The organism is Leisingera daeponensis, assembly GCF_019801465.1.
GTDB classification, from domain to species: domain Bacteria; phylum Pseudomonadota; class Alphaproteobacteria; order Rhodobacterales; family Rhodobacteraceae; genus Leisingera; species Leisingera daeponensis_A.
Genome location: NZ_JAHVJA010000015.1, coordinates 57,203 through 75,447 on the forward strand (window position 1 = coordinate 57,203; position 18,245 = coordinate 75,447).

14 protein-coding genes are annotated in these 18,245 nt (G+C 60.8%); 5 read left to right on the forward strand and 9 right to left on the reverse strand.

The window, feature by feature from the left end; translation table 11 throughout:
* Positions 1 to 4: 4 nt before the first annotated feature.
* The gene (locus KUV26_RS21090) at positions 5 to 2,440 is read right to left on the reverse strand and encodes an FAD-dependent oxidoreductase (protein ID WP_222509882.1); all 2,436 of its coding nucleotides are present in this window, start codon (positions 2,438 to 2,440) and stop codon (positions 5 to 7) included.
* A gap of 191 nt (positions 2,441 to 2,631) precedes the next feature.
* Between KUV26_RS21090 and KUV26_RS21095 the strand changes: the two genes are divergently transcribed.
* Entirely contained in the window at positions 2,632 to 4,155 is a 1,524-nt protein-coding gene (locus KUV26_RS21095) for a trimethylamine methyltransferase family protein (protein WP_222506557.1), read from the forward strand.
* 8 nt (positions 4,156 to 4,163) lie between these two features.
* Here the strand turns inward: KUV26_RS21095 and KUV26_RS21100 are convergent, their stop codons facing one another.
* On the reverse strand, positions 4,164 to 5,138 hold the full coding sequence (locus KUV26_RS21100) for a LysR family transcriptional regulator (RefSeq protein WP_222506556.1): 975 nt from the start codon (positions 5,136 to 5,138) through the stop codon (positions 4,164 to 4,166).
* A gap of 174 nt (positions 5,139 to 5,312) precedes the next feature.
* On the opposite strand from KUV26_RS21100, the gene KUV26_RS21105 reads away from it, so the two are divergent.
* The 3 genes from KUV26_RS21105 (at position 5,313) to KUV26_RS21115 (ending at position 8,467) form a co-directional block, all read left to right on the forward strand.
* Positions 5,313 to 6,275 (forward strand): ABC transporter substrate-binding protein, encoded by a 963-nt coding sequence (locus KUV26_RS21105; protein WP_222509883.1) that lies wholly within the window; start codon positions 5,313 to 5,315, stop codon positions 6,273 to 6,275.
* 75 nt (positions 6,276 to 6,350) lie between these two features.
* Complete coding sequence (locus KUV26_RS21110; protein ID WP_222509884.1) at positions 6,351 to 7,382, forward strand: ABC transporter permease; 1,032 nt, start codon at positions 6,351 to 6,353, stop codon at positions 7,380 to 7,382.
* 5 nt (positions 7,383 to 7,387) lie between these two features.
* Positions 7,388 to 8,467, forward strand: a complete 1,080-nt coding sequence (locus KUV26_RS21115; RefSeq protein ID WP_222509885.1) for a glycine betaine/L-proline ABC transporter ATP-binding protein — start codon at positions 7,388 to 7,390, stop codon at positions 8,465 to 8,467.
* Positions 8,468 to 9,039: 572 nt separating this feature from the next.
* Here the strand turns inward: KUV26_RS21115 and KUV26_RS21120 are convergent.
* From KUV26_RS21120 to KUV26_RS21150, 7 genes are all read right to left on the reverse strand, one after another.
* A complete protein-coding gene (locus tag KUV26_RS21120; protein ID WP_222509886.1) occupies positions 9,040 to 10,356 on the reverse strand; it encodes a TRAP transporter large permease subunit in 1,317 nt (438 codons plus the stop codon).
* An 11-nt stretch (positions 10,357 to 10,367) separates the two neighbouring features.
* Complete coding sequence (locus KUV26_RS21125; protein WP_222509887.1) at positions 10,368 to 10,868, reverse strand: TRAP transporter small permease; 501 nt, start codon at positions 10,866 to 10,868, stop codon at positions 10,368 to 10,370.
* Positions 10,869 to 10,908: 40 nt separating this feature from the next.
* Entirely contained in the window at positions 10,909 to 11,877 is a 969-nt protein-coding gene (gene dctP / locus KUV26_RS21130; RefSeq protein WP_222509888.1) for a TRAP transporter substrate-binding protein DctP, read from the reverse strand.
* A 368-nt stretch (positions 11,878 to 12,245) separates the two neighbouring features.
* Positions 12,246 to 13,787 (reverse strand): indolepyruvate oxidoreductase subunit beta family protein, encoded by a 1,542-nt coding sequence (locus tag KUV26_RS21135; RefSeq protein WP_222509889.1) that lies wholly within the window; start codon positions 13,785 to 13,787, stop codon positions 12,246 to 12,248.
* Positions 13,784 to 15,949: an indolepyruvate ferredoxin oxidoreductase subunit alpha gene (locus tag KUV26_RS21140; protein WP_222509890.1), complete on the reverse strand. Its 2,166-nt coding sequence runs from the start codon at positions 15,947 to 15,949 to the stop codon at positions 13,784 to 13,786. Before KUV26_RS21140 ends, KUV26_RS21135 begins: the two co-directional genes overlap by 4 nt.
* Before the next feature lie 39 nt (positions 15,950 to 15,988).
* A complete protein-coding gene (locus tag KUV26_RS21145) occupies positions 15,989 to 16,492 on the reverse strand; it encodes a MarR family winged helix-turn-helix transcriptional regulator (RefSeq protein ID WP_222509891.1) in 504 nt (167 codons plus the stop codon).
* A 93-nt stretch (positions 16,493 to 16,585) separates the two neighbouring features.
* Positions 16,586 to 17,377: a cyclase family protein gene (locus KUV26_RS21150; protein WP_222509892.1), complete on the reverse strand. Its 792-nt coding sequence runs from the start codon at positions 17,375 to 17,377 to the stop codon at positions 16,586 to 16,588.
* A 73-nt stretch (positions 17,378 to 17,450) separates the two neighbouring features.
* Here KUV26_RS21150 and KUV26_RS21155 point away from each other — a divergent pair, with 73 nt between their 5' ends.
* Complete coding sequence (locus KUV26_RS21155) at positions 17,451 to 17,612, forward strand: hypothetical protein (RefSeq protein WP_222509893.1); 162 nt, start codon at positions 17,451 to 17,453, stop codon at positions 17,610 to 17,612.
* Positions 17,613 to 18,245 lie beyond the last annotated feature (633 nt).

An 18,245-nucleotide genomic window follows, 5' to 3' on the forward strand; every position in this document is an offset into this window, starting at 1 on the left:
TGGATCAACCGCGCATCAGTTCGTAGCTGGGGTCATAGGGCGACGGAGCGATGACTTCGACCTCTACCATGTCGCCATACATATCCAGCTGCATCCTGTTGCCTTCGCCCGCCAGCTGCGGTTCGACAAAGGCATAGGCCAGATTCATGCCCACCCGGTGCCCCCAGTCGCCGGAGGTCACGGTACCCACGACCTTGCTGCCTTGCATCAACGAGGCACCGCCATGGGCCGGAGCATGGGTTGCGTCCACTTTCAGAGTGACCAGCTTTTTGCGAAGGCCCTCTTCCCTACGTTTCAGCAGGGCCCCTTTGCCAATGAAATCGCCCTTGTCGATCTTCACGAAACGATCCAGCGAGGTCTCATAGGGGTCGAATTCGGTAAGAATGTCGGCCTTCCAGTGCAGGAAACCTTTTTCCATACGCATCGATTCCACCGCCCTTGCACCGAACAGTTTGAGGCCATGGGCTTCTCCTGACTCGCGCAATGCGAGATAGGCAGCATAGAGCGAGGCATTGGGGATGTGGATTTCGTAGGCCAGTTCACCCGAAAAGCTGACGCCCATCACCGTGGCGGGCGCAAACCCGATGAAACATTCGCGGACGGACAGCCAGGGAAAGGCCTCTTTGGACCAGTCTCCGCGGGCGCAGCCCGAAAGCACATCGCGCGCCTTCGGACCTGCCAGAACCAGGATGGTCTGTTCATTGGTCAGCGAGCGGATCTGGACGTCCTCGTCTTCACCGATGTGCTGGGTCAGCCAGTCCATGTCGTGGTATTCGCTGGCGGCAGCAGAACCGTACCAGACCCGCGCAGGACCACGGTCCGACGCAGGCAGGTTGGCCACCGTGGCCTCGCCTTTGACCATACCGTGGTGGTTCAGCAAATAGCCCAGGCCAACGCGGCCGTCGCGCTTGGTGACAGTGCCGCAAAACATGCGGTCAAGGAAGCTATGGCGGTCGGCGCCGGTGATCTCGAACCGGTTGAAGCCGTTGACTTCGCACAGGCCGACATTTTCCTGCACGTTCTTCACATCATCTGCAACGATGCCAAAGGCTTCGTCGAAGTTGAAGCTAAGCGTGGGATGGAACTCAGGAGACGGCTTGATGTAGTCCATCCGCTCCCAGCCGTTCACAACGGTGAACTCGGCCCCTTCGGCGGCAAGAATCGGCGTCAGAGGGGTTGTTTTGGCTGGGCGTCCGGCGGGGCGGTGCTCATGGGGGAAATGGAACCGGAATTCGTTCTGGTAGTCTTCAATCGCCTTAAGCGAGGTCAGTTCGACGTTGGTGTGGCCGGTGAACCGGCGCGGGTCAATGCACCAGGTGTCATAGCAGGCTTCGCCATGCACGATCTGCTGCGCCAGCAGCCAGCCGTGACCGCCGCCTTCACCCAGACCTGCCCGCAACCCGATAATGCAGAAGGCGTTGCGCTTGCCCGGGATCGGCCCCACGAGCGGCGCGCCGTCGATGGTATAGGTGATCGGGCCGTTGACGATGGAGCGGATGCCGGTCTCTTCCAGTGCAGGCATTCTTTCGAAGGCGCCGGCCAGCACGTCCATCACGCGGTCCAGGTCGTCCGGGCACAAGGCATTCACAAAATTCGGGTCGATGCCGTCCATGCCCCAGGTTTTGCAATCCTGCTCATAGAACCCGACAAGCAACCCGCCTTTCTCCTGCCGGCTGTAGTAGTCACTGATCGGGCAGCGCAGCAGCGGCATCCGGTGCCCGGCTTCGGCAATCCCCGGCATATCCTCGGTGAGGAAGTATTGGTGCTCCATCGAAGCCACGGGGTGGTGAACACCCATCATCGCCGCCACTTCGTTCACGCGGTATCCGCAGGCATTGACAACGATGTCGCAATCGATGCCCCCTTGTTCGGTATGCACGGTCCAGGTGTCATCCTTGTGCTGGGTCAGTGCGGTGACAGGCGTGTTGCGGTAGACCTCGGCACCGGCCTTGCGCGCGTGATAGGCCAGCGCTTGGCAAAGCTGCGCCGGATCAATGTCGCCATCCAGCGGGTCCCAAAGCCCGCCCAGCAGGTTCGCGGTCGAAATCAGCGGGTGGCGGCGGGCGCATTCTTCGGCATCGATCACTTCAAAATCGGCCCCCATCCCCCGCGCCATCGAAGCGAAGTGGCGGTAGCCCTGCATCTGCGCTTCAGTATTCGCTAGGCGGATTCCGCCGTCGGCATGATGATAGTTGATCGGATATTCAGGGCTCTCGGAGAGTTCTTTATACAGATTGATCGAATGAGTCTTGAGGCCCACCATGGTTTGGTTCATGCCGAAGTTCGTCACCTGTGCCGCTGAATGCCAGGTGGTGCCGCTGGTCAGTTCGTTGCGTTCGACCAGAACGACGTCGCTCCAGCCTTCCTGAGTAAGGTGGTAGAGAGTGGAGCAGCCGGCGATGCCGCCGCCGATAACCACAACTTTGGTGCGGGATTTCATTGAAGAGCGCCTCCGAAACAGTTTGAGACAGATACGGCTCCAGATTGCCGCTCCGGGCAATCTCATGGCCCTGTTTTCATAAAACTTCGAATTCAAAGTGCGATTTTTTAAAATAACGGCGGTGAAGATTGCACTAAACGCCATCAAAGCCCCTGGATCACCGCTGTAACACCTGCTTCAAAGGATTTGGTATGGCTGGACAGCGTGGAAAAAGAGGTGGACGCCTTGAGCGTCTGGCGCAGCGAGCGGCAAAGCCTGCAGTGGACCCGTGCCCCCCTGGCCAGATTGGCGGCACATACAAACCACTCAGCGATTCTGATTTACGGCGCATATACGATACTGCGCTCGACTTGCTCGAAAAACTCGGCATCGGCGAAGTGCCGGACAGACTGCACGCTGATTTGCTGGCCATTGGTGCCATCGACAATGGCAAAGGACGGGTCCTGTTCCCGCCAGCATTGGTCGAAGAGGCAATTGATCAGGCTGCCAAGACCTTTACCCTGCATGGCCGCGACTCGGAACGCTCGATCGAGGTCGGTGGCAACAAAGTGTACTTCGGCACCGGTGGCGCGGCTGTACAGACGCTGGATATGGACAGCGGGATCTACCGCCCGTCCACTCTGGAAGATCTTCATGACTTCACACGGCTTCAGGACACGCTGGCCAATGTCAGCTGGTTCACGCGTTGCTGTGTGGCGACTGACGTGCCCGACAACTACGACTTGGACGTCAACACTGTTTTTGCGCTGCTGAAAAACACCACCAAGCCGACCGCAACATCCTTCACCCTGGCGGAATATGTCGCCCCGATCGTCGAAATGCTGGATATCGCGGCAGGCGGACCGGGAGAGTTTTCCAAGCGCCCCTTCATGAAGGCCCATATCAGCCCGATGATCTCGCCGATGCGCTATGGCGAGGATGCGGTCGACGTTGTCTATGAATGCATCAAGCACAACATTCCGATTTCCTGCATCACCGCCGCGCAGGCGGGGGCGACCGCACCTGCCACATTGGCCGGCTTTCTGGCGCAGTCGCTTGCCGAAACTCTTGGCAGCCTGCTGATGGTACACGCCATTCAGCCCGGCTATCCCATGGTGTTCTCCAACTGGCCGCTGGTGATTGACCTGCGCACCGGCGCGTTTTCCGGGGGCAGCGGTGAGACGGCAGTGCTGAACGCGGCTTCGGCGCAGCTGTCGAACTGGCTGGGCTTGCCGTCAGGGGTGGCCTGTTCGATGACTGACGCCAAGGCCATTGATGCTCAGTACGGCATGGAAAAAGGCATCACGTCGATAGCGGCGGCGCTGGCGGGCGGGAACCTGATCTATGAAAGTTCCGGCATGACCGCATCTCTGTTGGGGGCAAGTTTCGAGGGCTTTGTTCTGGATGACGAAATGCACTCGAACACTTACCGCGCACTACGCGGGATCGAGGTGACAGATGAGAATCTGGGGTTCGAGGCCATTTGCAACGCTGTTCTGGAAGAGGGCCATTTTTTAGGCGGTCAGCACACATACGCCGCGATGGAGCGCGACTACTTCTATCCAACACTTGCAGACCGCAACGAACCGCGCACATGGGCTGAAAACGGAGCTCAGGATGCCTGGGGGCGTGCCAAGACCAAAGCCCGTGAGATATTGAGCAGCCACAACCCGGCCTATCTTACCCCACAGCAAGAGCAGGAAATCCGGTCCCGGTTCAACATCCTAGTGTCCTGACTCCGGCATCAGTCTACCAGTTTGAAGCTGTCGGAAAGCCATGGCATATGCTGAATCTGCGCTGAAATAACCTGTTCGCGAAGTAAGCTCCGCATTTTGCTGTCAATCAGTTCCAGAACTGATCTGGAGCAATCGGGTGTCGCGACAACGGCCAATGTGCGTGAAAAACTCTTGCCTGGAAAGCGGTGCATCGTCAGTTTTTGTTGGAATCGTTTTGCCCGTGAAAACAGCAGGGGGGTAGTGATGGTCCATCCGGCCCCTGCTGCGACCATGGCCATCAGTGTCTGGTTGTTGCTGCATTCGAAATTGGAAGGAGCCGTCAATCCCAGACGCCGCATCTGCGATTCAATCTGCCGTGCTATGATGAGGTTGCTTGAAAACCGCAAGAACGGCAGTTTGGTGCGTCCCTCGACAATTTCCGCCAGAGAATGCTCACTGAAGCGCGGAAGGACTACAACAAACGGATCTCGCAGTAATGGACGGTCCTGCAAGTCACGCAGCTTTTCATCCGGCGTGGTCGTAATCCCCAAATCGAGATGCCGGTTGCGCAGCATCTCGATAATCGCGTGACTGGAATCCGTTTGGTACATGAAGTCACAGGACGACATGTTTCTCGACAGGAAGACTGCCAGTTCCGGTATGATATCGCTGTCGAAATCCTCAATCGTGCCGATCCTCAGATAACTTGCGTCTGCAATACTTCCAGCCGAGGCTTCGGCCTTGGCCTTGCGAATAGCGTACAACGCGTCATCAATGTTGCGTAGAAAAGCCTGTCCCTTCGGGGTTAGCACCATCGGCCTGCGGGAGTGGTTAAACAACTCGACCCCAAGGTGATCCTCCAGATTGCGCAGATGATGAGACACGGTACTGATGGTCAGGCCGGTTTCCTCGGATGCCGCCTGAAGCGATCCTTTCTGTGCGCATATCTGAAAGAGCTCCAGCCACTTGAGGCTGAGATCTTTAGGGGCTGAATGACGGGGCATGTAATCTCTCTTTCTTAAGATCTGCATCACACAAATCTTATATTTTGATAATAATGTTCATAATTGATCGTATCAATTGAATATTTGTCTTCCATGTCAGGAAGCTGTGGGAGCGTTGCAAATCACGGCAGATTGGGCCTCTGGCGGCGCCAGGCCAAAATTTGGGAGGAAAAAATGAAGAGACTGCTTTTGACATCCGCGTTTGCCATGGGCCTTGCTGCGCCTGCTTGGGCCGAAGGCTGCGGTGACGTGACAATCACGCAAATGGATTGGGCGTCAGCAAACGTGGTTACTTCGGTTGCGAAATTCCTGATGGAACAGGGTTACGGTTGCACTGTCACAACTGTTCCCTCCTCGACACCGACAGCTTTGACGTCGGTGGCCGAAACCGGCACGCCGGATATCCTGACCGAGCTGTGGGTCAATACCGCTCCGGCCTATGCAAAACTGGTCGCAGACGGCAAGCTGGTCGAACTGGCTGACGTCCTGTCGGATGGTGGGATCGAAGGCTGGTGGGTGCCGCAGTATGTGGTTGATGCGCACCCCGAAGCGGCAACCTTGGATGGCATTCTGGCCAACCCCGATCTCGTCGGCCGCCGGTTTGACAATTGCCCGGATGGCTGGGGCTGCCGAACCGTCAATGACAACATGAACCGTGCCATTGATATGGAGAGCAAGGGGATCGAGGTGTTCAATCACGGATCGGGCGAAACGCTGGCCACGGCTATCGCGGCGGCCTATGCAGACCAGAAACCCTGGTTCGGTTTCTATTGGGCTCCAACCGCTGTTCTGGGCAAATACCCGATGGTCCTAGTTGATATTGGCGTGCATGATGCTGAAACGCATACCTGTAACGGCTCCAACGACTGTGCAGAACCAGGAGTCTCAGCCTATCCGAGTGCGGCGGTCAAAACGGCTGCGACAGCCGATTTTCAGCAGCGCGAACCTGCAATCGCCGAATTGATGTCGAACATTTCTTTCACCAACGACCAGATGAACGGGGTGCTCGCCTGGATGGAAGACAACAATGCCTCTGCCGAGGAAGGCGCTGTGTACTTCCTGACAAACAACAAGGATCAGTGGAGCGACTGGCTGAACGACGACGCCCGCTCAAAGCTGTCCGCGATCCTGAAATAAAGCAAGGAATGAGCGTGTCCCGGTAATCAGTGCCTTGGGGCACGCTTAAATGAAGATCAGTTAAGGGGCCAAAGCGTGACGAGCTACGAGAAACTGTTTGACTGGTTGGGATTGCGCGGCTGGTGCGATGCCGATGCGGCGGATTCGCCAATGAGCATGGCCCAATTGCTAGCACAGACCAAAGAAGGCCATGCGGATAGATCCGGCACACTCCCGTTTCCTTCGTTGGATGCGCTTCATGAGGCCTGCAACGCTATTCCCCAAACCCGGGACATGACCATCAGCGTCGAGCAAGGTTTCCTTTCCATCAAGGACAGCCTCAAGTTCATCCTTGACCCGCTGACACAGCCGTTGTCGTGGATACTGGAAGGAGCGCTATTTGCCTTCATGACCACACCCTGGTGGTTTCTGATCCCGCTTTTGATCTTGGCGACTTGGCTAGCCACGCGCACATTGAGCATCACCGCATTTGTCGCGGCTGTATTCCTGTTTTTCGGATTGATTGACCACCTCGAGGTCGCCTTGCAGACGCTGTCGATCATATTTGTTTGCACTGGACTCAGTGTATTGTTCGGTGTGCCGGTAGGCATCATGATGTCCCGGTCTGACCAGATGCAGAAGTTTATGCTCCCAGTCCTCGACATGCTTCAGACATTGCCGAGTTTCGTCTACCTGATCCCGCTGATCTTTCTGTTTTCCGTGACCGAGCCAAAGCTCTATGGCATCGCCATCATCCTTTACGCGATTGTGCCTGTGATCCGGCTGACCGATCTGGGTATCCGGCTGGTCGACAAGGATGTGATCGAGGCCGCCGACGCGTTCGGGATGACGGATCGGCAAAAACTCTATGGCGTGCAGCTGCCGCTTGCCCTGCCCAATATCATGGCCGGGGTAAACCAGACGATCATGATGAGCCTTGCAATGGTGGTGATTGCTTCCCTGGTATCCGCTCCCGGTCTCGGCGTGCTCGTGCTGCGAGGCATCCGCAACCTGGAACTGGGCGTTGGACTGGTCGCTGGCTTCGGTATTGTCTTGCTGGCAGTGGTGCTGGACCGCTGTTCCAAAGCAGCACTGCAACGCATTGACCCAACGCACAAGACGGATTGACACAAATGACGACACCTAAAATTCAGGTCCGGAACTTGTACAAGATTTTCGGCGCAAACCCGAAAGCCGTTCTGCCCTTGGTGCGGGATCAGGGCGTCGGCAAACCGGAGCTCCTGGAACGGCACCAGCATGTGCTGGGGCTGCGGGACATCAGCATCGACATGCAAGCCGGAGAGATCTCCGTCATCATGGGACTGTCAGGGTCGGGGAAATCAACCCTCATTCGGCACTTGAACCGCCTGATCGAGCCAACTGCTGGAGAAATCCTGCTGGATGGGCAGGATGTCATGGCTCTGGACCAGGTTAGCCTCCGCGGTAGGCGGCGCACGTCCATGTCCATGGTGTTTCAAAAATTCGCCCTACTGCCACACAAGACTGTAATGGAAAATGCGGCAACTGCTTTGCGTATTCAGGGAGTCGAGCGGGAAAGGCGGGAGGCAGAAGCGCGCAAATGGCTTGACCGGGTCGGATTGTCCGGGTTCGAAAACCGCTATCCCAATCAGCTTTCAGGCGGGATGCAGCAGCGTGTGGGCATCGCTCGGGCGCTGACCGCAGATACCGATATCATGCTGTTGGACGAAGCATTCTCGGCACTTGATCCGTTGATCCGAACAGATATGCAGGATCTGCTTCTTGAACTTCAAACTGAACTGCACAAAACGATCATCTTCATTACACATGACCTGGATGAAGCGCTGAAGCTTGCCGACCATCTGGTGATCCTCAAGGACGGTGCTGTAGTACAGCAAGGCTCTCCGCAAGAGATTGTGATGAATCCGGGAGATCCTTATATCGAAGCATTTGTTGGTGACATCAACCGCGCGCGTGTTCTGCGGGCCGGAACAATTGCCGTTGCGGGGGCTCCGGCGGGACCCGTCGCCGGAGAAGTCGACTGGCAGGACACTCTTGAAACTGTCATCAAAACAGCAGGCGGGCGCGCGGATGTCTCGGTAAGTGTCCTCCGAGAGGGGCAGGTCGCAGGTAAGATCGAAATGCGTGATTTGATGCTGGCTTTGGTTCCCTATGACCACGACAGAAACAGCCCGGAGGTCGAAGGTATGGCAAGCGCATCAAGCGTAGCGTAGCCGGGACGTTCAGTTTTGAGTTGGCCCAAACGGTTGCATGATACCCTTGCAACTACTGCTGCTTCCCGCGCCACGGCCAATCCAAGCCCGCCCAGGAGAACCGCCTCTGCTTTAACAACCAGTTATTCACACCTCACGCAGCAAGCTGCCAGAGCGCGTTTTCATATGTTTGGCCACATGATCCTGTATAGCTATGAAAACAGCTCCGAAATGTGGTTAGCCGAGCCGCTGGTTTCTCCTTGAAGTCGCTGACCTCAGGAAAATTTCTAGCGCAGTCAGGGGCAATATGCCAGCCCCTGCGGCGGTCCACACTTTCTCATTTGTCTCCCGCGACATTGGCACTACGGGGTGACACAGACCACTGTCATTGAGCCCTTTATCGCGCCATAAAGGGATTCCGAAAGGCGCTCGACAAGCCGCACGCATTTGCGGAAGTCGAGCCCACATACCTCGTCTGACATCAAGTCTTGTGAGAAGCTGGTCTCCATCGCAGATGCCAGCTTGATGATGTGAACCCATCTTGCCAACAAGGTCTAAAAACATAGCACTTGTGTCGGCCTGCGGTCGCGATCTCATTTCGTCATCAGCCCCGGCAGCCATGTACCTACGGCGGGCTGCCACACAATCAGTGCCAGCACAGACAGCTTGATCACCAAGAAGGGCGTGACAGCGGCATAGATATGCTTCATCCCGATGCCCTCGGGGGCGACCCCCCGCATCACGAAGAGCAAAAGCCCGAAGGGCGGAGACAAGAGGCCGATCTCCATGGTCAGCAGATAGACAACGCCAAGCACCAGGTCGTTGATGCCCATCTGCGCTGCCAACGGCACAAACACCGGCACGGTCACCATCAGCATCGAGACCTGATCGACGAAGCAGCCGAGCAGCAGCAGGATCACGATCATGCCGATCATCACCATCGTGGGGGTCGGATCCACCGCGTTGATCGCCTTGATCAGCCCATTGGTGGCACCGCTGAACGACAGCACCTGGGCAAAGGTCTGGCTGGCGGCCATGATGAACAGAATCATCACCGACAGCTTCACGGTTTCCATCAGCGCCCTGCCAATCTTTTCAAAGGACAGCGACCGGTAGGCCGCGCCGGTGGCGAGCGCGGCCAGGCAGCCGAGCGCGGCAGATTCCGTTGGCGTTGCGAACCCCAGCAGCAGGCTGCCGATCACCACGGCGAACAGCACCGACAGCGGCGCCACATAGATCAGGAAGGGCCGCCAGCGCTGTCCCAGGGTCATCTGCGGCAGATCGTCGGGCGGTGCCGCCTTGGGGTCGAGCAGGCTGCGGGCCACGATGTAGACCACAAAAGCCGCCGCCAGCAGCAGCGCGGGCATGACGCCCGCCACCAGCAGGCCGGCGATGGAAATCCCCGCCAGGCTGCCGACCAGCACCGCCAGCGCCGACGGCGGGATGAGCATGGCAATGGCGCCCGAGGCCATGATTGGCCCCATCGCCATGGTCGGGTGATATCCCCGCTGCAACATTCCCGGCATCAGGGTCGATCCCAGCATGGCGGTATTGGCTATGGTCGATCCCGATAGCGCCGCAAAGATGGTGCCGCCAAACACGGTGACCACCGACAGCCGCCCGGGCACCCGTGTGACCACCCGCTCAATCGCGTCGATGGCGCGGTGGGCGATGCCGGTCTGGAACAGGATTTCTCCCATCAGGATGAAAAGCGGGATCGGTGCCATCTGAAAATTCGCCACTGACTGGGTAGCATTGCGCGCCAGCTGCAGCAGGCCGCGGTCGCCGCCCAGCACCTCGTAAGCGCCGATCATGGTGACGGTGATGAAGGCAAAGGCCACCGGCAGCCCGATCAGCAGCAGCGCGGCGAGGCCGCCCAGCATCAGCGACAGGGTAAGGATCCAGTCCATCGGCAGTCCTTTCAGAGGCCGGAAAGCGGCACGTCCTCCGCCGCAGGGCGGAAGATCTTGCGCAGGAATTCAAGGGTGCACAGGGCCATCGACAGCGGCAGCACCGTCAGCGTCCACCATTCCGGGAAGGTGAAGGCGGTGCGTACCATGGAGCCGCGGGAGAAGGACTGCATCAGCGCCTGCAGCCCGGCCCATCCCAAGACGGCACAGGTGGCCGCGCCCAGCAGGCAGGCGGCCAGCACAACCTTACGGCGCGCGCGCGGCGGCAGGCCGTGGGTGATCAGGTCGACCTGCACATGGGCATTCTGGCGCAGCACCCAAGGGGCGCCGAGGAAGGCCGCCGCCATCAGCCCGTATTCGATGGCGTCGAGCGCGCCGTAGATCACCGGCAGTCCGAGGTTGCGCAACAGGACATTGAGCGGGATCACCAGGGTGATCGCGGCGAGGATGGCAGCGCTGAGCACGGCCAGGCCGGTGAGCAGGATGCCGAAACTGCGGTCAAAGCGGGTCATGGGCGAGGAAGCGGGGCGGCGCCGGGCCGCCCCCGTCCCGTCACTTCAGCAGGCAGGCCTGCAGCTTTTGCGCCAGCTGCGGGTCTGTCTTCGTCACTTCGCCCCAGCCTTCGGCCTGGGCGGTCGAGCTCCACAGTTTGCCCTTCTCGCCCTCCAAGGTGATGGTCTTGATCCCGGCATCGGCCTGGGCTTTGGCCTCGGCTGCGTTGCGGGCGATGTTCTCGGCGTTCTGCTCTTCGATCCAGGCGGCGCCTTGTTCCAGCAGGGCGCGCTGCTCATCGCTGAGCCCGTTCCAGCTGTCGAGGTTCACCAGGAAGTTCACGTCCACCTGGTAGAAGCCGGGGTCAACGCGGTAGGCGGTCTGCTCGTGCCAGCCGAGGTCCAGCACGCCCTGGCTGGGCCAGCCGTAGCCGTCGATCGCCCCGCGCTCCAGCGCAGTATAGACCTCGCCCGGTGCCGTGCGCACCAGGGTGGCGCCCAGTTTCTCGAACATGGCGCGGTAGACCGGCGTGGTGCGGATGGTCAGCCCTGTCAGATCCGGTCCTTCCAGGGGCTTGGTCAGATATAGATGATAATTCATGTGATCGCCCACGCGGGCGAGGTATTTGACACCCATCTGATCCTGGTGCATCTGGTCGATCAGCTCGTAGCAGCCATTGGCGCGCTGGTCCTGAATGGTGTTCTGCGCCAGGTGCAGCGCATCGCCTGCAGGCAGCAAGTTCGGGTAGTAGGCGGTGGTGTTGTTGGCGATGTCGACAATCCCCGACTGCACCGCGTTGCCTAGTTCAAAGGGCGGCACGGCTTCGGGGCCGCCGAGCAGGTCAATCTGCACGACCCCCTCGCCGTTTTCGTTCACCCAATCAACGAAGGCTTCGAAATCGCGGGAAAAAGTTGTTCCGGTTGCAAAGGCAGTCACCGCTTTCAGCGTGACCTCCCCGGCCTGCGCGGAAGCGGCGGTGAGCGTGGTGGCCCCCAGAAGGGCGGCGGCGGCAAGTGTACGGATGGTCATGTCGGTCTCCCTGGCTGTGTGGCGGCGCGCAGACCGGGCGGTTTGCAGTCCCTTGTTTTTCCGGGCGCCCTTGAAAAAGCCTAGGTCCAGGCTGTCTCACCTTCAAGTGTGAAGTTTTAAGCTTCAAGTAAGTTTATATGTAAACGCATAAAAAAGTCCAAAGGGGCAGCTGTTTCGGGCGGCTGACGGGCCAAGTGATTCGGGTTTGCCTGCATCCGCACCGCGCCGGAACGGCGGAAAGCGGCTTTTCCGGGGGTGCCGCACGGATGCCCGTGCACGGCCCCGGCGCTGCTTGCCCGGCGCAGGAGCGGCCGGGTTCCGGGCCGCCGCGGTGCGCAGCCGGGATCCCGCCGGGCGGCCCGGGCCAGCTATGCGGCGAAGCTCCGGATGGTCTTGAGGGCGCCGTCCAGGGCTGCCCCCGTTTCGTCCTGCAAGGCAGCCTCGCGCAGGCGGGCCACCCATTGCGGGCCATCTTCGCGGGTTGCCACCATGCGGGCGCCCTGCATCACTTTGTCGAATTTGGAATGGCCGCGGGCGTGGGTGTCAGAATACCCCTTGATCAGGCGGCGGCAGCGGATCACCTCGATCGCCATGCCATAGCACTGCGGCAGGTGCCCGAGCGCGGCGTCCAACCATTGGTCCAGATGCGCCTGCTCCTGCGCGTGCCGCAGGCTGCGGCGGCGCCAGCCGCGCAAGCCGCCCAGAAGATAGAGCATCAGGAACCCGCGCAGGCTGTCCGTGCGGATGCGGCGGCCCTTGTTGAACAGCCTGTCGAGGCGGGCCATCCACTTCGGGCTGCTTTCCACCCGTGCGCCCAGGCGGGCGGGGAGCAGGCCTGCGATCTCCTCGGCACGGGGGTGCAGGTAGTCGGTGAGAGTCATCAGCTTGTCCTGCGACCCCATCTGGCTCTCTATACGGCCGAAGCGGCTGCTGCGGGTCTTGAGGTCGGCAACACGGATCACGTCATCATAGACCATTGCATTAGCGATGTATTTCGCCGCCTCGCGGCTAAGCTCATATCCCAGGTCCGCGCTGTCGCGATCCAGCACGCCCTGCAGCCGGTCCAGGTATTCGGCCCCGTAAGCCGTGTCCTGAAAATCCGCCACCTTGCGCAAACCCGGAACGGCCATTTCCTGCACCGCGGCGGGCAATTGAGAAACCCGCGCCGCCAGCGCGTTCCAGGCGCGCAGGGTTTTGCCCGGTCCTTGGGGCTCTGCCGGGGCCTCCATGGCGGGCGCCGCTTCCGGCCGCTCGCCTTGCTCCGCCAGGTCAAAACCGGCGGCAAAGGCCCGCAGGCTGGCCTCGACCCCTTTGCCGCTGGCGCGGATTGCCTTTTCGAAGGCGGACCGGGGGAAGGGCAGAGCACCCGAGCCTGCCAGGGCGCCGAACAGCGAGGCGGAGATCACCGATCCCGCCCGCACCGCGGCGCTGTCCATGTCGGCCATCACCAGCTTCCTGGCCGCGGTTTCCGCGGCGGCGCGCACCTCGTCGGCATTGGCGATGCCGTCACCGGGCACCATCTTCTCGGAGACGGCCAGCGCCCGGTGGATCGAGGCGATCAGCGTGGTGCGGTCCGGGGTCACGAAGCCGCGCAGGATGGCGCGGCCGGCTTCCATCATCTCCGCTGCGATCATCACATCGACGTCGCCCGGGGCCGGCGCCAGTGAGAACACCGGCTGCGCCACGCTGCCCGGCGCCATCTCGATGTAATAGATGGTGGCCCCGGTTCGCTGGGCGACGCCGGCCACGCTGGTGGCCTGGGCGCTGTATCCCTGGCTGCGGGCGAGGGCCTCGATCCAGTTGGTCAGCACCCCGCCGCCCTGGCCGCCGACGGCAAGAACGGCCAGTTTGATGACGCTTTGCTGGCCCGGCTCGGCCGGGCGGGCTGCGAGCGGCAATTCGATGGTCATTGTGCAATCCTCCCGGAGGCGGTGCCGTCGAAGGTAAGGCGCCGCGCCGCGCGGCGGGTCTGAAGCCAAAGAATCACCCGGCTGCGCAATCCGGCCGCCCAGCGTTCCAAGCCGCTTGGGTTATGCACCACGCGCGCCTCATAAAACGAGGGGCAGAGGATGGCCGCATCGGCCACCTCGCCGCAGTTGCCGCAGCCGACGCAGGACTGGTCGATATGGGCCACCGGATCATCGCGCAGCGGGTCGTCCAGTTTTTTCAATGACAGCGATGGGCAGCCCGAAAGCCGGATGCAGGCGTGATCGCCGGTGCAGACGTCCTCATCGACGCCGAAGCGGGGGATCTCCATCCGCGCGCCGTCCTTGATCGCCTTGTTGCGCTGCGGCTTTTCCCGCCGCTGCCGGTTCAGCATGCATTCCGAGGAGGCGACGATCACTTTGGGCCCGTCGTAATCGGTGGTCAGCGCCTCGCGGATGGTGGCGCGCATTCGGGTGACGTCATAGGTCCGGTCGATCTGCCGGATCCATTTGACGCCGGCGCCCTCCAGCGCCTTGGTGATCGGGTTGTTGGTCGACTTGCTGGCGTTCTTTGCGCGGCTCGACGGAATGTCCTGTCCGCCGGTCGCGGCGGAATAATAGTTGTCGACGATGATCGCCACGCTGTCCGACTTGTTGAACACCATGTTGCCGATCGAGCTGCTGAGCCCGTTGTGCCAGAATCCGCCATCGCCCAGGATCGAGATCGCGCGCTTCTTGCCGCCGCCGTCGAAGGCCGCGTTCGAAGCAGGGCCCAGCCCGTAGCCCATCGTCTGCCCGCCGATTTCAAACGGGGGCAGCGCGGCAAACAGGTGGCAGCCGATGTCGGCGGAGATCTGGTGCTTGCCCAGCTCCTGCTCGACCAGCTTCATCGAGGCGAAGATCGGCCGCTCCGGGCAGCCGGTGCAGAACCCCGGCGGGCGGATCGGCACGGTCTGGCTCAGGTCCGGGATCTCGGGCGCGGGCGCATTGGGGGCGCGCACCTGGCCGGGCAGCAGGTGGGCGGCGTATTTGCGGAAGAAATCATCCAGCCCGTCCATCATCACCTGGCCGGTGTATTCACCCGCCTTGGGGAAGATGCCCTTGCCCTCCAGCTTTGTCTGGCTGCCCGCCTTGAACAGCATCGCGCCGAGCTGCTGCTCGATGAATTCGGGCTGGCCTTCCTCCACCATCAGGACCGCGTCCTTGCCCTCGCAGAAATCCAGAAGATCGCTCTGCACCAGCGGGTAGGCCACGTTCATCACGTAGAGCGGCACCTCGGTGTTGCCGCTGAGATCGGCAAGCCCCAGCCGCTGCAGGGCGCGGATCACGCTGTTGTACATGCCGCCCAGGCAGATCAGCCCGGCCTTGCCCTGCTTCGGCCCGAAACGCTCGTTCAGGCCGTTGTCGAGAATGTATTTCTCTGCCGCGGGCCAGCGGTTTTCGATCTTGTCCTGCTCGTGCTGGTAGGACATCGGCGGCAGCACCACGCGGTTGAAATCGCGCTGCGGGTTCGACAGGGCATCGCGCACGGTGAGCGGCGGGTGCAGGTTGCCGCGGCATTCGAAGCTGCCGGTCACATGGCAGGAGCGGATCCGCACCATCAGCATCACCGGCGTGTTCGACGCCTCCGACAGGGCAAAGCCGTCGCCCACAGACTTCACGATCGACGGCAGGTTGGGGCGGGGGTCCAGCAGCCAGAACTGCGACTTCATCGCAAAGGCATAGGAGCGCTCCTGCATGATCGAGGAGCCCTCGCCGTAATCCTCGCCGACGATCACCAGCGCGCCGCCGGTCACACCGGAGGAGGCGAGGTTCGCCAGCGCATCCGAGGCCACGTTGACCCCGACCGAGCCCTTGAAAGTGACCGCGCCGCGGATCGGGTAATGGACGGAAGCTGCCAGCATTGCCGCGGCGGCGGCCTCGGAAGCATTGGCTTCGTAGCGCACGCCGAGCTCGCCCAGCAGTTCCTCGGCATCGGCCAGCACATCCATCAGATGCGAGATCGGCGCCCCCTGGTAGCCGCCGACGTAGCCGACACCGTTTTCCAGAAGCGCCTTGGTGATGGCCAGAATGCCCTCGCCGGTGAAGGTGCTGCCCGCCCCCTTCCGCAGATGCTCGACCTCAGCCTTGAATGATCGTTCGGCCATTGGCGCCTCCGTGGATTTACAAGAGAAAGGTTTCCGGGATTAAAACTGGTTCACACGCACGTTGCGCAGGATCTTCTGCAGCGTGGCGGTAAAGGCGCGCTGTTCGTACGGCTCGATGCCCTTGAACATCTGCGCGCAGGCCTCTGCCACGTGCGGCCAGAGCCCCTCGTGGGTTTCCCGGCCTTTTCTGGTCATGAAGATGCGGGTGGCGCGGCTGTCGTCGGGATCGGTCTTGCGTTCGATCAGACCGTCGCGTTCCAGCGCGTCAAGGGCGCGGCTGAGGGTGGATTGCTCCACCACGGCATAGACGGACAGGTCGCGGATCAGCAGCCCGTCCAGCACCGAGAGAACCGCCAGTGTCCGCATCTTGGCGGTGGTCAGCCCATGTGCGGCCATTTCCGCGCGCAGGGCCGCGTTGTAGCGGCCCATGATGCGGTTCATCAGGTAGGGCGGAAAGTTTTCCAGTCCGATTTCTCCCAGCCGCGGCAAGGGTTTGTTCTCTTTTGCAGGTGCGTGCGGGGGGGCGGTTTTTTCTGCCGTCATGCATTCATCCTTTCTGTCGGCTTCAGGCCGGGTCGGCTGCCCGGCCATTGTTGCCGGTCCCGGACGCCCTGTGGGGCGCGGTGCCCGCCAGGTTCAACTCCGCGGCACCAGGGCCAGGGCCCGGATCGGGCTGCCGGTGCCGCGCTTGATCTTGAGCGGGGCCGCGATCAGCAGCGCGCCCTTGGGCGGCAGCTTGTCCAGATTGGTAAGAGAAGCAAGGCCGAAGCAGTTGTCGCGGTGCAGCAGGTTGTGGGCCGGGTAGGGCGGTTCCATGCCGCCGGCCTGGCCAGCGTCGGTGCCGATGCACTGGCTGCCCCAGCCGGCGATTTTCTTCGACAGCAGGTATTCGACTGCATCTGGGGTCGGCCCGGGGCTGTGCGGGCCTGTGTCATCGGCGTTCAGGAAGGCCTCTTCGTCGTGCGCGCGCTTGTCCCAATCGGTGCGCATCACCACCCATTCGCCCTCGCTGATGTCTCCGTGCTCTGCCTCCCATGCCCTGATCAGGTCTGCGGTCAGCAGGAAGTCCGGGTTTCCCGCGCTCTCCTTGGAGCAGTCAATCACGTTTACCGGCGCCACCAGGCGCTGCACGTCCAGCGTGTCGGTATAGCCGTCGCTGTAATCCTTGCCGGTGATCCAGTGGTGTGGGGCGTCGAAATGAGTGCCCGAGTGCTCGCCCAGAACCATCCAGTTCCAGGCGAAGAACGGGCCGTCCTCGTCGTATTCGCTGATTTTGTGGATTTCGACCTTGGGCGTGTTCCTGGCGAAGTCTTCTGGAAGGCGCAGGATCGGCGTCTCGGGGCCCAAGGTGCCGGAGCAGTCCACCACTTCGACCTTTCCCGACAGGATCATGGCGCCCAGGCCATCCAGTGCATTGGCTGCAGTCATGTTCTCTCTCCTGCTGCGCGCGGTCTGAATGCCGCTTCGTGCTTCCGGTGAAGCATTTCTAAACAAGATATACATGTATTTGCAAGCTTCCAAGAGGCTTGGCTTCTGGCGCTACCGCTTGGCTGTGCGTATCGAGCGCATCGGTTTCCGCAAGCGGCGGGTTTCCGGCCTGCGCAGCGCGCCGGGCCGCAAGGGGCTGGCGCGTGTGGGCAGGCGGGTCGTGTACTGGGCTTGATTTCCGCTGCGGCCTGGCGACAGCGTTTCTGCCCTTTTTTTGCTTAATGCCAGTCGTTTGTGACGAGCTTGACTGGTGCGATTGCCTTCGCTGCCGCATCCAGCTGCACTGCCGTGATGTTTCCAGGCAAGCGTGGTCCAAAAAACGAGCGATGAGAAATGGCGCCCGCAAATCTCTTTTGCGCGACACATCTCCGGCGCAAGCAGTAGAGATAGCTGTTAATGAGATATGTCCTGGTGCGAGCGCCTCTCCTTTCGAGCATATTCCTGTCAAAGAGTTATTACATGCATACACATACAATATTGTGAGGCTGCTGCGTTTGCTCTTGCGCTGACATCTGTCCAAGGCTTTGCCTGCACGCCTTACGATCTGTCACGTAGTGGTCGAACGGCATTGCCAAAAAAAGGACTTGGTTTGCAGTATGGGATAGATCGCGCATTTAGCAGGCTGCTGAAGAAGTTGGCTCTCGACGCGGTCTGAGGAACATGATTCACCCTCAGCACAAATTCGGCGGGGGGGGTGATGATGCGCGGGACGGATGAAGTAAGCGGATCGCTTTTCAGCTATGTCGATCTGGAAGAGCGCATCCCCGCGCGGCACCTGCTCCGCAAGATCAGGCAGGTAGTCAACGAC